This window comes from Pedococcus badiiscoriae, assembly GCF_013408925.1.
Lineage (GTDB): Bacteria > Actinomycetota > Actinomycetes > Actinomycetales > Dermatophilaceae > Pedococcus > Pedococcus badiiscoriae.
This window is the reverse complement of sequence record NZ_JACCAB010000001.1, coordinates 1983647-1997175: the sequence shown is the minus strand read 5'-3', so window position 1 is coordinate 1997175 and position 13529 is coordinate 1983647. Positions and strand designations below refer to the sequence as shown.

Here is a 13529-nt window from a genome sequence, read left to right as displayed (position 1 = left end):
GCGCAGGCGCGCGGAGCTAGTCGACCAGGGCGATGAGCAGGTCGGCCCGGGTGAGGACACCGACCGGCTTGCCGTCCTCGACCACCATGATGGCGTCGGCGTTCTCGAGCTCGTGCCGTGCCACCGAGACGGGCTCGCCGGCACCCACGAGGGGCAGTGAGGTCTCCATGTGCTTCTCGACCGAGTCGGTGAGGTGGGCGGCGCCGTTGAACAACGCCTCGAGCAGCGCCCGCTCGCTGACCGACCCGGCGACCTCGCCGGCCATGACGGGCGGCTCGGCCTTGACGACCGGCATCTGCGACACGGAGTACTCGTGCAGGATCTCGATGGCGTCGCGCACCGTCTCGGTGGGGTGCGTGTGCACCAGGGCAGGCATGTCGCCGGCCTTCCGGTGCAACAGCTCGCCCACCGTCGTCTGCCCGGCCGAGCGCATGAAGCCGTAGGAGCTCATCCAGTCGTCGTTGAAGATCTTCGACATGTAGCCGCGCCCGCTGTCGGGCAGCAGGACGACGACAACGGCGTCGGCGGGCAGGTCCTTGGCTGCCCGCAGGGCGGCCACGACCGCCATGCCACAGGAGCCACCCACGAGCAGGCCCTCCTCCTTGGCCAGGCGGCGCGTCATCTCGAACGAGTCGGCGTCGCTGACCGCGATGACCTCGTCGACGACCTTGGGGTCGTAGGCAGTCGGCCAGAAGTCCTCACCGACGCCCTCGACGAGGTACGGACGACCGGTGCCACCGGAGTAGACCGAACCCTCGGGGTCGGCGCCGATGACCTGGACGCGGCCGCCCTCGCGGGTGTCGGAGACCTCGCGCAGGTAGCGGCCGGTGCCCGTGATGGTGCCGCCGGTGCCGACACCGGCGACGAAGTGGGTGACCCGACCGTCGGTGTCGTCCCAGATCTCGGGTCCGGTGCTCTCGTAGTGGGACTCCGGCCCCATCGGGTTGGCGTACTGGTTCGGCTTCCAGGCGCCCTCGATCTCGCGCACCAGCCGGTCCGAGGTCTCGTAGTAGGAGTCCGGGTGGTCAGGAGCAACCGCGGTCGGGCAGACGACGACCTCGGCGCCGTAGGCCTTGAGCACGTCGCGCTTGTCCTGGCTGACCTTGTCGGGGCAGACGAACACGCACTTGTAGCCCCGGCGCTGGGCCACCAGCGCCAGACCCACGCCGGTGTTGCCGGAGGTCGGCTCGACGATGGTGCCGCCGGGCTTCAGCTCACCGGAGGCCTCGGCTGCCTCGACCATCTTGAGCGCGATGCGGTCCTTCACCGACCCGCCGGGGTTCATGTACTCGACCTTGGCCAGGACCGTCGCGGCGATCCCTTCCGTGACCGAGTTCAGCTTGACGAGGGGCGTGTTCCCGACGAGGTCGGCGATGTGCTCTGCGTACTTCACCAGCCCATCCTCTCAGATGCTGGACGACCCCCGGACGGCCCTCTCCGGCAACTGGGGGAGCCCTCCGGCTGGCCCCCGGCGCACCATCGGAGGGGGGAGGGGGACACCATGTCATGGTCAGCCGTTACCGTCAGAGAGACCAGCGAGGAGAGGGGACTGCCCATGGGCCGGGCTCGACGCGCACGCAAGATCGCGGCTGCCGCCGCCTACGGTGGCACCGGCTTGGCCGCAGGTATCGGAGCGCTGGGGGCACTGGGCTACGGCGTGCTCAAGGCCGAGGCCAAGGTCGCCCGGCGGATCGTCGGCCAGCCCTTCGACGGCTCCCCCGACGACAACGGCACCTACGGCTCCGGCGTCGGCGAGCCGGTCGAGCTCGTCGTCCTCGGCGACTCCTCCGCCGCGGGCATGGGGGCCGACCACCGGTACCAGACGGTCGGCGCGATCATCGCCAACGGCGTCTCCGCGCTCACCGGCCGGCCGGTGCGGCTGACCAACACGGCCGTCGTGGGCGCCGAGTCCTCCGGGCTGGAGCTCCAGCTCGCCAACGCGCTGGACCAGGTCGCGCGCCCGCACGTCGCCGTGATTATGATCGGCGCCAACGACGTCACCCACCGCATCGACAAGGCGGTGGCGGTCCGTCACCTCGAGACGACGGTCCGGGCGCTGCGCGAGCTCGGCACCGAGGTCGTCGTCGGCACGTGTCCCGATCTGGGGACCATCCAGCCCATCCCGCAGCCGCTGCGGCTGATCGGGCGACGGTGGTCACGCGACCTCGCTGCTGCCCAGACGGTCGCGGTGGTCGAAGCGGGCGGGCGCACCGTCTCCCTGGGCGACCTGCTCGGCCCGGAGTTCGCCGAGCGCCCGCACGAGATGTTCAGCGCGGATCGGTTCCACCCCTCCCCCGCCGGCTATGCCCGAGCCGCCTCCGCCCTGCTCCCGAGCGTGTATGCCGCGCTGGGGGTGTGGTCAGGCGAACGGTCCGAGGACCGTGCTCCCGACTCCCGCCGTGGCGAGGGCGTGGGCCCCGTGGCTGTCGCGGCGGTGCAGGCCGTGCGCGACCCCGGCACGGAGGTGAGCGCCACCCAGATCGCCGGACAGAGCCGGGGCCCCCGCGGTCGCTGGGCGGTGCTGCTGCGTCGACCGCGCAACCCGGTGCCTCAGGTGCGCGACCCCGAGGTGCACGAGCCCGAGGCGCACGCGCCCGAGCGGGGGACGGCGGCAGTCGCGACCGACAGCGAGAGCAAGGACACACCCACGGACCCAGCGCCACGGCATACCATCGAGGCTGACTAAGCGGCCGCTTATCTCGCGGCCCCTCGCAGCTGTTGCATGAGGAGGAACCCGTGACCGAAGCAGTCATCGTCTCGACCGCGCGTACGCCGATCGGGCGCGCTTTCAAGGGCTCGCTCAAGGAGATGCGCCCCGACGACCTGTCGGTGCAGGTGATCAGTGCCGCGCTGGCCAAGATCCCCGAGCTCGACCCACTGCTGGTCGAGGACCTCTACTGGGGCTGCGCCGAGCCGTCCGGACGCCATGGTTCCAACATGGCGCGGGTCATCGCGGTGCTCGCGGGGTTCGACGGGCTGCCGGGCTCCACGATCAACCGGTTCTGCGCCTCCTCGGTGCAGACGACCCGGATGGCCTACCACGCGATCAAGGCCGGCGAGGGCGACATCTTCGTCTCCGGCGGGGTCGAGTGCGTCTCGCAGTACACCAGCTGGGCCGGGGCCGGCGGCTCGTCGGGCGACGACCAGAACCCGAAGTTCGCCGGCTCAGCCGCCCGCAGCGAGCAGATTGCCGCCAGCAACGAGACCTGGTCCGACCCCCGGGAGCAGGACCTCCTTCCCGACGTGTACCTGTCGATGGGTCAGACGGCCGAGAACGTCGCGACCCTGCGTGGCATCTCCCGCGAGCGCCAGGACGAGTGGGGTGTCACCTCCCAGAACCGCGCGGAGAAGGCCATCGCCGACGGGTTCTTCGAGCGCGAGATCGCTCCCGTCACGCTGGGCGACGGCACGGTCGTCAGCAAGGACGACGGCCCGCGCGCCGGAGTCACCCTGGAGGCGTTGCAGGGCCTGAACCCGGTGTTCCGCGAGCAGGGCACCATCACGGCGGGCAACTGCTGCCCCCTCAACGACGGCGCCGCCGCGGTGGTGGTCATGAGCGACACCAAGGCCAAGGAGCTCGGGCTGACCCCGCTCGCGCGTGTCGTGTCGACCGGCGTCTCCGGCCTGTCTCCCGAGATCATGGGCCTGGGTCCGGTCGCCGCCTCGCGCCAGGCCCTCGCCCGCGCTGGGATGACGATCGGCGACATGGACCTCTACGAGATCAACGAGGCGTTCGCCGCCCAGGTGCTGCCGTCCGCCGACGACCTCGGCATGGACTTCGACAAGCTCAACGTCCACGGTGGCGCGATCGCCCTGGGCCACCCCTTCGGCTCGACCGGTGCGCGGATCACGACGACCCTGCTCAACGGACTGGCTGCCCGTGACGGCCAGTTCGGCCTCGAGACGATGTGCGTCGGCGGCGGCCAGGGCATGGCGATCATCTACGAACGCCTCAGCTGAGCCCCCGCTTCGCCGACGACTCGCCGGGATCATCCGGCGAGTCGTCGGGGTATGCCGGGTCAGGCGAGCTGGCGGCGGAGGTCACCCAGGCGCGCGGCCAGGTCCGCGAGGACGCGCGGGTCCGGGGCAGCCGCGCAGGCGTCGTAGACCAGGACCGTCAGCTGGTCCATCAGGACTGCCGGGCCGAGGTCAGGGACCGAGGGTGCTGTGGCCCCCCGCTCCCCGCTCGCTGTCGTCCCCCGCCCTGGGTTCACCCGCCCTGGGGTCGCGGGCAGCGTGGCGGCGGCCAGGTCGTCGAGCAGCGGCCGCACCCGCGGCACACACGCCAACGCGTGGTCCAGCGACAGCTGTTGCCACCGTCGGACCACGCGTTGAAGCTCCGCCGAAACCTCCTGCGGGACAGGTGATCTCGGGGGCACGCTAGTTGCTGCGCAGACGCCCGAGCAGGCGCAGGATCTCGAGGTAGAGCCACACCAGGGTGACGATGAGGCCGTGGGCCAGCAGCCACGAGTACTTCTCGGGGGCGCCCGCCGCGATGGCCCGGTCGATCGCGTCGAAGTCGACGGCCAGCATCGCGGACGCGAGCCCGATCGCGAAGATGGAGATGCCGACGCCCAGCATGCTGGTGCCGCCGAGTCCGAACGGCTGGTGGGCGACCAGCGCGTACACGAGGTTCACCAGCGCGAAGAGCGCGTAGCCGATGACCGCCATGGTGACGATGCGGCGGAACTTCTCGGTGACCTTGATGATGCCCGTCTTGTAGGCGAAGAGCATGCCCGCGAAGACACAGAGGGTCGCCAGCACCGCCTGGGCGACGATTCCCTGGAAGGCGGGCGTGTCGGCGTTCCGGTCGAAGTAGGTGCCGTAGGACTCGCTGATCGTGCCGACGAACAGTCCCTCGAACACCGCGTAGGCGACGATGAGGGGCACGCTGACCGTCTTCTTGAAGGCGATGACCAGGCCCAGGCCCAGGATGGCGACCACGCCGACACCCCAGAGGGCGATGCCGTAGGTCGGCGAGAGCGCCCAGCCGATGGCGGCGAACGCCAGCATGATGGCGAAGAGGCCTGCGGTCTTCATGACGACGTCGTCGATCGTGAGGCGCTTGGTCTGGACCGGGCCGGCGGCCGGCTGGTTGTAGAGGTCCTGGAGCTGCTGGCTGGTCATGCCGTCCGTGGCCGCAGTGCCGGCGGGGGGCTGCGGGGCCTGTGCCCCACCCCGCCCGAACCCGGCGTAGCCCTGACGGGACTCCTTGTCGATCCGGTCGAACACCGGGTTGCTGGCCATGCGTGTCTCCTTGTGGAAGGGCGGCGCTGCGGACGGCCGCTCACCCCAGACTACGTGCGGGGGTGTGCCGGAAGTTCCCCACGCGGCCCGCTGGTCCCATTTCCACCATTTGGGTGACCTGTCCACCATTTGGGTGACATTTCCATGACCCTTCTGCGGGAAGTGATGGGGCGGTAGGAGCGCAAATACTGGAAGGTCCGCATTTCCAGCAGGTGAAAGCAGGTGAGAGCCGTGTCCGTACCTGACGTGCGCGCAACGTCCACCCTGGGCCGAGTCCTCCTCTTCATCCTGGCCTGCATCCTCGCCCTGGTCCTACCCCTGTTGGTGATGCGCCAGGTCTTCAACTCCGGAGGCCCCGCCGCGGCGCCGCCCGCGCGGACGACGACTCCCGCCGCGCTCCTGGGGGCCACATCGGTCAAGGCCGCGGCCGCGGCCGCGACAGGGCTGGCGCAGACAGCGGAGGTCTGCCGGCTGGCGAACCTGCGGCAAAAGGCCCCACTGAGCGCGGCGGAGGTGTCGCTGGCCCAGTTCGACAAGCACATCGACGCGATGAACCTGCTGGTCGCGGGCAAGATATCGCTGTCCGTCGCCACGACGTACTGGGACCAGACCCGAGTCAAGGCTGCCGAGAACGCGCGGGCGTTCCACCGAGCCGACCAGGCTCTCGGCGCGAACGCGGCCACCTGCCCTGCCCTGGACCCCGCGGTGGCCGGCCCCGCGCCCTACGCTCAGGTCGTCGCGATCATGAGCTGTGCCCGGGCCATCACGGCGCGCACGACCGCACTGGCGCAGGCGCGCACGGCGGTGTCCACGTGGGAGCACCACGTCCACGACATGGAGATGCTGCGGATGGGCCACATCACGCCAGCCCAGGCGGTGGCTGCGTGGCAGAAGGCCTGGAAGACCGGCGCGAATCAGCTCGCGGCCTACGACGAGGCCGCGGCGAAGGCCACGGCGATCCCCTGCTCCCTGGACTGACCTCGGCGTGGGTGAGTGCCCCCGACGGGGATCGAACCCGTACCTGTGACGATTTTAAGTCGTCTGCCTCTGCCAGTTGGGCCACGGGGGCGGGCCAAGTATGCCGCGCGGGCCGTGGCGTCGCAGGCAGCCCGCGGCGGCCCGCGTCGGCTCCCAGCCGACTTACCACGGGTAAGGTGCCGCCGGCCGGGGCTAGAGTTCCCTTGTGACGACGTCGGCCGCCCCCCGTGCCCCGCGAGTGCGCATGCCCCGGGCCGAGCGGGAGGAGCAGATCCTGCGCATCGCCGAGGAGGTCTTCGCCGAGCGAGGCTTCCAGGCCACCACGATGGAGGACATCGCCGAACGGGTCGGTGTCACCAAGCCGCTGATCTACGAGTACTTCGGCTCCAAGGAGGGCCTGCTGTCCGCCTGCATCACCCGCGCGCGCAGCCAGCTCCGGGTGGCGACCGAGGCGGCCTGGCTGGCGGTCGGCCCCGACGCCCCGCTCGAAGTGGTGTTCCGCGCCGGGGTCGCGGCCTTCTTCGCGTTCATCGACGAGCACGCGACGGCGTTCGTGCTCACCCAGCAGGAGGGGGCGGTGGCCACGCAGGCCAGCCCGCTGATCGAGAGCATCCGCGAGCAGCAGTCGGCGGCGACGATGGGCACCTTCCGCAAGGCACCTGCCCTGACCGGCGTTCCCGACCAGCTGCTCGAGGGCTACGTCGAGGTGGTCATCGGGGCCTGCGAGCGCGTCGCCGTGTGGCGCATCCGCCGCCCTGAGGTGTCCGCCGACGAGGCCACGGAGATCGTCGTGTCCAGCCTGTGGGGCGGCCTGTCCGCCCTGTCCTCACGCGGCTGAGGCCTCCCAGACGAACCCGTCGGGGTCGGTGAACGTCCCGGCGTCGCCGACGACGGCCAGCCGGTGCGCGCCAGCGCCTTCCTGCGGGACGCCGGCATCCTTCGCGAGGGCACGCCGACCGTAGAGCGCGACCTTGATGTTCTCGGTGGCGAGCTCGACGTACTTGCTGCCGAATCCCTTTGCCACGGCGAGCCCTCGGTCGACGTAGAAGCGCTTGCTCGCCTTGACGTCCGCCACGCCCAGGAGCAGCACGAGGTCGTCGACGCGCCGGGTGGGTGGACCGGTCTCCTTCTTCGACGAGGTGGCGACCTTCCAGATCGCGCCGTCCGGCGCCTGAACCGTGCCGCCGTAGCCCCAGAAGCCCTTCGTCGCAGGCTTGAGAGGGCGGGCGCCGGCCTCGACGGCCGTGCCGATGAGGCGGTCCACGGTGGACGGCTGCGACACCACGAGCGAGAGGGTGAAGGCACGGAAGCCGCTGGTCGGCGTCTGCGAGGCACGCAGGTCCAGCTGGCCGTCCAGGTCGAAGGCCGTGGCGTAGAAGGCGCTCGCCGCGGCGGGGTCGGGTACTTCGAGGGTGATCCGGTCGATGGAGGTCATGCGGACAACGCTAGGGACGCCGCCGGGGTGGACGCTTCTTGATTCCTGACCAGCTGGACCGGTTCACCCGGCGAGGGACAGCGCGATCCCGTCGAGGATGTCGTGCTCGGAGCTGATCACCCGGTGCACCCCCTGGCCTGCCAGGCGGCGCACCACCTCGTGCCAGACCAGTGCCCCGGCGCCGATGACATCGACGCGTCCGGGGTGCATGAACCCCAACGCCGCCCGCTCCTCCCGGGTCATCCGCAGCAGCGACTGGCAGGCCGCCAGCACCTGGTCGGACGACAGCTCGCTCAGGTGGATCCGCTCGGGGTCGTAGGTCTCCAGCCCGAGGGCCTGGGCCGTGATGGTGGTGACGCTCCCCGCCAGTCCGACCAGGACGCTGATGCCGTCGAAGTCGACCTCCTGCTCCGCGGTGTCGATCGCGGCGTTGATGTCGACGACGGCAGCTGCGACCTCGGCCGGCGTGGGAGGGTCCGACCGCAGGTGCCGCTCGGTCATCCGCACGCAGCCGATGTCGACCGAGCGGGCGGCCTCGACGGCGTCCGCGCCGCGGACGAACTCGGTCGAGCCACCACCGAGGTCGACCACCAGGTACGGACCGGGTATGCCGCGCGCCCGCAGCTCGCCGGTCGAGCCGTGGAACGACAAGGCGGCTTCCTCGTCACCGGAGATGACCTCGGGCGCGATCCCGTAGTGGGAGAACGACTCTCGCACCCCGGCGACGAACTCGTCGGCATTGGACGCGTCCCGCGACGCGGACGTGGCCACGAAGCGAACTCGCTCGGCCCCCAGCTCTCGGCACTGCGCGGCATACTCGGTCGCCATGGCCAGGGTGCGCGCCATGGCGGCCGGGTCGATGCGGCCGGTGCGGTCCACGCCGTAACCCAGCCGCACCACCTCCATCCGGCGCAGGACGTCCACCAGTGACCCGGTCACGGGGTCGACATCGGCGACCAGCAGCCTGATCGAGTTGGTGCCGCAGTCGATCGCCCCGACGCGGGCCATCTCGCTCACCGCCCGTCCGCCGGGAGCGCTGCCCGGACCGCGGCGAGCTCGTCGTCGGGCACGCATGATCCGGCCGCCCACCAGTCGTCGAGCATCGCCAGGGCTTCGTCGCCGAGGGGGTTGACCCCGGGACCGACCGCCAGGGAGTGCGCGACGAGGACGTGCAGGCACTTGACCCGGGTCGGCATGCCGCCGGCGGAGATGCCCTCGATCTCGGCGACCGTGCCGAGGGCCGAGCGACGGGCGAGGTAGTCGTCATGGGCCGCGGCATAGGCGGCGGCCAGGTCGGTGTCCTGGGCCAGGCGGTCGCTCATCTCCTTCATCACCCCGGTGGACTCGAGGGTGGAGATCGCGCCCGTCAGCTTGGGACAGGTGGCGTAGAACGTCGTCGGGAACGGTGTGCCGTCGGGTAGCCGCGGCTCGGTCTCGAGGACGTCCGGTGCGCCGCACGGGCAGCGGTGCGCGACGGCCGCGACGCCTCGCGGCACCCGGTCGAGCTGGGCCCGGACGGCGTCGAGGTCTGCCGGGGTCGGCTGGTCGCTCACTTGGCCGAGCTGGTCGTGCCGGCCGAGCCGCTGGTGCCGGTGGTGGGGCCTGACGTGCCGGGCGGGGCCGTGGCGGCCGGGCCGGCATCGGCGACCTGGACGGACTGCCAGAGCTGTCCGTACCAGGGGCGGTTGCTGGAGGCGGCCGGGACCTTGGCGAGGCCCGGCAGCGCCTTCGTCGAGGCCTTGCCGTCGATCACGGTGTAGGACTTCTCGCCGACCTTGACGAACTTCAGCCGCTCACGGGCCTGCTGCATGACGTAGACGTCGTCGTTCCAGCGGGCCTGCTCCTTCTGCAGGTCACTGACCCCCTGGCGCTGCACGGCCACGTGTCCGCGGAGTGCGTCGATCTCGCCTTGCTGGCGCAGGTAGGAGCGCAGGGTCGGGACGAGCGTGACGGCAAGGAGCACGAAGATCGAGGCGAGCACGACCACCCGCAGCACCCCCCGCGAGCTCTTCCGCTCCGGGAACGTCGGGGCACCTGCCACCTTGCGCGCCGCACCGGAGGAGGTGGCCCGGGACCGGCCGGGACCGGCTCCAGGTCGCGCCGACGCGGACCGCGGTGCACCAGGGCGGCCTGCTCCGGAGGCAGGGCGAGGCGTGCCAGGTCGCCGCGAGCCGGCGCGCGCCGGGGCAGGCCGACGGACGGGCTTGTCGTGCCCGTCGGTGCCGTGTCCCGAGTCAGCCATCGTGAGTCCCTGGTGTCCCTGCTGCGGTGGCCGTCAGGCCCGTGCCGCGAACCTCGGGAAGGCGCCGGCGCCGGCATACACGGCGGCGTCGTCGAGCTCCTCCTCGATGCGCAGCAGCTGGTTGTACTTGGCGACGCGCTCGGACCGCGCCGGCGCGCCCGTCTTGATCTGGCCACAGTTGGTCGCGACGGCCAGGTCCGCGATGGTGACGTCCTCGGTCTCGCCGGAGCGGTGGCTCATCATGCAGCGGTAGCCGTGACGGTGGGCCAGCTCGACCGCGTCGAGGGTCTCGGTGAGCGAGCCGATCTGGTTGACCTTGACCAGCAGCGCGTTGGCCGTGCCGGACTCGATGCCTCGCTGCAGGCGCACCGGGTTGGTGACGAACAGGTCGTCGCCGACGAGCTGCACGCGGTCACCGAGGCGGTCGGTCATGGCCTTCCAGCCCTCCCAGTCGTCCTCGTCGAGCGGGTCCTCGATGGACACCAGCGGATAGGAGTCGACGAGGTCGGCGTAGTAGTCGACCATCTCGGACGGGGTTTTGCGGACGCCTTCGAACTGGTAGGTGCTGTCATCGTCATTGTGGAACTCGCTGGCGGCCACGTCGAGGGCCAGGGCGATCTGGGTGCCGGCCTCGTAGCCGGCCCTCTCGATCGCCTCGAGGATGAGGTCGAGAGCGGCCCGGTTGGACTCGAGGTTGGGGGCGAAGCCCCCCTCGTCGCCGAGTCCCGTCGCGAGGCCGCGCTCCTTGAGCACCTCCTTGAGGCAGTGGTAGACCTCCGCGCCCCAGCGCAGCGCCTCCCGGAACGACTCCGCACCGATCGGGGCGATCATGAACTCCTGGACGTCGACGTTGGAGTCGGCGTGGCTGCCACCGTTGAGGATGTTCATCATCGGGACGGGCAGCACGTGCGCGTTGGGGCCACCGAGATAGCGGAACAGCGGGAGCCCTGCCGACTCGGCAGCCGCCTTGGCGACAGCGAGCGAGACGCCGAGGATCGCGTTGGCTCCGAGCTTGGCCTTGTTGTCGGTGCCGTCGAGGCCGAGCATGACGCCGTCGACGAGCCGCTGCTCGCTGGCCTCGAAGCCGATGAGCTTGGGGTTGATGTCGTCGAGGACGGCGTCGACCGCCTTCTGGACACCCTTGCCGAGGTAGCGCTTCTTGTCGCCGTCGCGGCGCTCGACCGCCTCGAAGGCGCCCGTCGAGGCGCCCGAGGGAACGGCGGCGCGGGCGATGGTGCCGTCGTCGAGGGCCACCTCGACCTCGACCGTCGGGTTGCCGCGGGAGTCGAGGATCTCGCGGGCGCCTACTGCCTCGATGCTGGCCACTGGTTCTCCATCGTCTGGTGCCGTCGGGTGCACGACCGAGCGCGTGGCGGGGGTCCCGCCGGGCGCGCAGGGTACGGGTCCGAGGCTACCCGTTGGGGCGCCGGGGACCGGACAGCGACCCGCGTCCCGGACGCGGGGTTGCACGCCGCGCCCCGCGCGCCAGCAGGGACAAGCGATGCCAAGTGGATGCCAGGTCCTTACCGCAGGCCCCTCACTCTTGGCAGAACCTTGACAGCGCGTAGACCGGGGGCCGCCACACCGAGCAGTTGAATTCCCCCACCACTGACCAGTGGCACACCCAGCCGGAACGGCCCCCTGATGGGATCAGGTCGCCCCGGGAGGACCCGAAAGGACCACCCGTTGTTGACTTTCACGAAGAAGCGAGGCTCCGCGGGCTTCGTCGGCTTGAGCGCCTTGTGCCTCATTGCCGCCGCCGCCATGGCCACCCCTGCCGCCGCAGCCTCCACCCATGGAACCGGACACACCGCCGGATCCCGCCCCACGCCCAACCCCTACTCCCCTCAGGCCAACGGCCACGGCTACCGTCACGGAGCATTCGCCTCGCGTGACACGAACTCCAAGATGCACGCGTGGGCGAATGCCAACGTCGCAGCCACCGGCCCGCAGACGCTGTCCTACGGCGGCGGCGTCGACGGCATCGGTGTCACCAGCGGCACCCCGAAGGTCTACCTCGTGTTCTGGGGCACCCAGTGGGGCAGTTCCAGCACCGACGGCAACGGCAACCTCGCCTTCAGCAGCGACACCGCAGGTGGGGCCGGCAAGCTCCAGCAGATGTTCAAGGGACTGGGCACCAACAACGAGCTGTGGTCGGGCGTCATGACCCAGTACTGCGACGGCTCGCTCGTCGCGAGCGGCGCGACGTCCTGCCCCTCCGGCGCTCCACACGTGGGCTATCCGACCGGCGGGAACCTCGCCGGCGTCTGGTACGACAGCTCCGCCGCTGAGCCGGCCGCCGCGACCGGCGCCCAGCTCGGCACCGAGGCCGTCAAGGCCGCGGGCCACTTCGGCAACACCACTGCTGCGAGCAACCGCTACACGCAGTACGTGGTCCTGTCGGCCAAGGGCCTCAACCCCGACAACTACAAGACCGGGGGCTTCTGCGCCTGGCACGACTGGAACGGCGACGTCGGCGTCACGTCGAGCTACGGCGACATCGCCTTCACCAACATGCCGTACGTCATGGACCAGGGCACGAGCTGCGGCCAGAACTTCGTGAACTCCGGGGCGGCCGGCACGACCGACGGCTACACCATGGTCGAGGGCCACGAGTACTCCGAGACCATCACCGACCAGAACCCGGCCGGCGGCTGGACCAACCACACGGGCGGCAGCTACAACGGCCAGGAGAACGCCGACGAGTGCGCGTGGATCTCCCCCGGCTCGGCCGGCGGCGCAGGCAACATCGCGATGGCGACCGGGTCGTTCGCCGAGCAGGCCACCTGGTCCAACGACACCAACCGCTGCGACCTGACCCACGCGATCGTGGGCGGCTCCACCGGCAACACGGTGACCGTGACCAACCCGGGCAGCAGGACCGGCACCGTCGGCACCGCGACCAGCCTGCAGATCTCGGCCAGCGACTCGGCCTCGGGCCAGACCCTGACCTACTCGGCCACCGGTCTCCCGGCGGGCCTGTCGATCAACTCCTCCACCGGGCTGATCTCGGGCACGCCGACCACCGCCAACGCCTACACGGTCACGGCCAAGGCCACGGACACCACCGGGGCCAGCGGCAGCGCGACCTTCACCTGGACGATCTCCAGCAGCGGGGGCGGATGCACGGGCCAGCTCGTCAAGAACCCGGGCTTCGAGTCGGGTACGGCGTCGTGGACCTCCTCCGCAGGCGTCATCGGCGTCAACGGGCCGTCCGAGCCGGCGCGCTCGGGTAGCTACGACGCGTGGATGGACGGCTACGGGTCATCGCACACCGACACGATCTCGCAGTCGGTGACGATCCCCGCCGGGTGCGCCGCCACCCTGACCTACTACGTCCACATCGACACGGCCGAGACGACGACCACCGCGGCCTACGACACGATGACGGTCAAGGCCGGGTCGACCGTCCTGCAGACGGTGTCGAACCTCAACGCCGCGAGCGGCTACCAGGCCAAGACGGTCAACCTGTCGGCGTACGCGGGCCAGACGGTCACCCTGACGTGGACGGGCACCGAGGACGGCAGCCTGCAGACGTCCTTCGTCGTCGACGACACGGCGGTCAACCTGTCCTGACGACCTCCAGCACCACCCGCGGGGCGGGCTCCTCCACGGAGTCCGCCCCGC

The 13529-nt window shown here is 70.8% G+C and carries 13 protein-coding genes and 1 tRNA gene; 5 read left to right on the top strand and 9 right to left on the bottom strand.

The window, feature by feature from the left end; genetic code table 11:
- Window positions 1-16 precede the first annotated feature (16 nt).
- Window positions 17-1393: a cystathionine beta-synthase gene (locus BJ986_RS09550; RefSeq protein WP_179421767.1), complete on the bottom strand. Its 1377-nt coding sequence runs from the start codon at window positions 1391-1393 to the stop codon at window positions 17-19.
- Between the two features lie 162 nt (window positions 1394-1555).
- Between BJ986_RS09550 and BJ986_RS09545 the strand changes: the two genes are divergently transcribed.
- Window positions 1556-2686, top strand: coding sequence for an SGNH/GDSL hydrolase family protein (locus BJ986_RS09545; RefSeq protein WP_179421766.1), 1131 nt, complete (start codon window positions 1556-1558; stop codon window positions 2684-2686).
- A 50-nt stretch (window positions 2687-2736) separates the two neighbouring features.
- Window positions 2737-3960 (top strand): acetyl-CoA C-acetyltransferase, encoded by a 1224-nt coding sequence (locus BJ986_RS09540; protein WP_179421765.1) that lies wholly within the window; start codon window positions 2737-2739, stop codon window positions 3958-3960.
- Between the two features lie 59 nt (window positions 3961-4019).
- On the opposite strand, the gene BJ986_RS09535 is transcribed toward BJ986_RS09540, so the two are convergent.
- Complete coding sequence (locus BJ986_RS09535) at window positions 4020-4328, bottom strand: hypothetical protein (protein WP_202881222.1); 309 nt, start codon at window positions 4326-4328, stop codon at window positions 4020-4022.
- A 52-nt stretch (window positions 4329-4380) separates the two neighbouring features.
- Entirely contained in the window at window positions 4381-5247 is an 867-nt protein-coding gene (locus BJ986_RS09530) for a Bax inhibitor-1/YccA family protein (RefSeq protein WP_179421763.1), read from the bottom strand.
- Window positions 5248-5478: 231 nt separating this feature from the next.
- Here BJ986_RS09530 and BJ986_RS09525 point away from each other — a divergent pair, with 231 nt between their 5' ends.
- Entirely contained in the window at window positions 5479-6225 is a 747-nt protein-coding gene (locus BJ986_RS09525; RefSeq protein ID WP_179421762.1) for a hypothetical protein, read from the top strand.
- A 16-nt stretch (window positions 6226-6241) separates the two neighbouring features.
- Here BJ986_RS09525 and BJ986_RS09520 read toward each other — a convergent pair.
- Window positions 6242-6316, bottom strand: a tRNA-Leu gene (locus BJ986_RS09520).
- 114 nt (window positions 6317-6430) lie between these two features.
- Between BJ986_RS09520 and BJ986_RS09515 the strand changes: the two genes are divergently transcribed.
- On the top strand, window positions 6431-7063 hold the full coding sequence (locus BJ986_RS09515; protein ID WP_337795088.1) for a TetR/AcrR family transcriptional regulator: 633 nt from the start codon (window positions 6431-6433) through the stop codon (window positions 7061-7063).
- Here BJ986_RS09515 and BJ986_RS09510 read toward each other — a convergent pair.
- The 5 genes from BJ986_RS09510 to eno form a co-directional block, all read right to left on the bottom strand.
- On the bottom strand, window positions 7052-7660 hold the full coding sequence (locus BJ986_RS09510) for a VOC family protein (protein ID WP_179421761.1): 609 nt from the start codon (window positions 7658-7660) through the stop codon (window positions 7052-7054). The genes BJ986_RS09515 and BJ986_RS09510 overlap by 12 nt on opposite strands.
- Before the next feature lie 63 nt (window positions 7661-7723).
- Window positions 7724-8668: a Ppx/GppA phosphatase family protein gene (locus BJ986_RS09505; protein ID WP_179423703.1), complete on the bottom strand. Its 945-nt coding sequence runs from the start codon at window positions 8666-8668 to the stop codon at window positions 7724-7726.
- A gap of 5 nt (window positions 8669-8673) precedes the next feature.
- The gene (locus tag BJ986_RS09500; RefSeq protein ID WP_179421760.1) at window positions 8674-9213 is read right to left on the bottom strand and encodes a DUF501 domain-containing protein; all 540 of its coding nucleotides are present in this window, start codon (window positions 9211-9213) and stop codon (window positions 8674-8676) included.
- Entirely contained in the window at window positions 9210-9701 is a 492-nt protein-coding gene (locus BJ986_RS09495) for a septum formation initiator family protein (RefSeq protein WP_179421759.1), read from the bottom strand. Before BJ986_RS09495 ends, BJ986_RS09500 begins: the two co-directional genes overlap by 4 nt.
- 234 nt (window positions 9702-9935) lie before the next feature.
- Entirely contained in the window at window positions 9936-11228 is a 1293-nt protein-coding gene (gene eno / locus BJ986_RS09490; protein ID WP_179421758.1) for a phosphopyruvate hydratase, read from the bottom strand.
- A gap of 360 nt (window positions 11229-11588) precedes the next feature.
- On the opposite strand from eno, the gene BJ986_RS09485 reads away from it, so the two are divergent.
- Window positions 11589-13478: an Ig domain-containing protein gene (locus tag BJ986_RS09485; RefSeq protein ID WP_202881221.1), complete on the top strand. Its 1890-nt coding sequence runs from the start codon at window positions 11589-11591 to the stop codon at window positions 13476-13478.
- Window positions 13479-13529 lie beyond the last annotated feature (51 nt).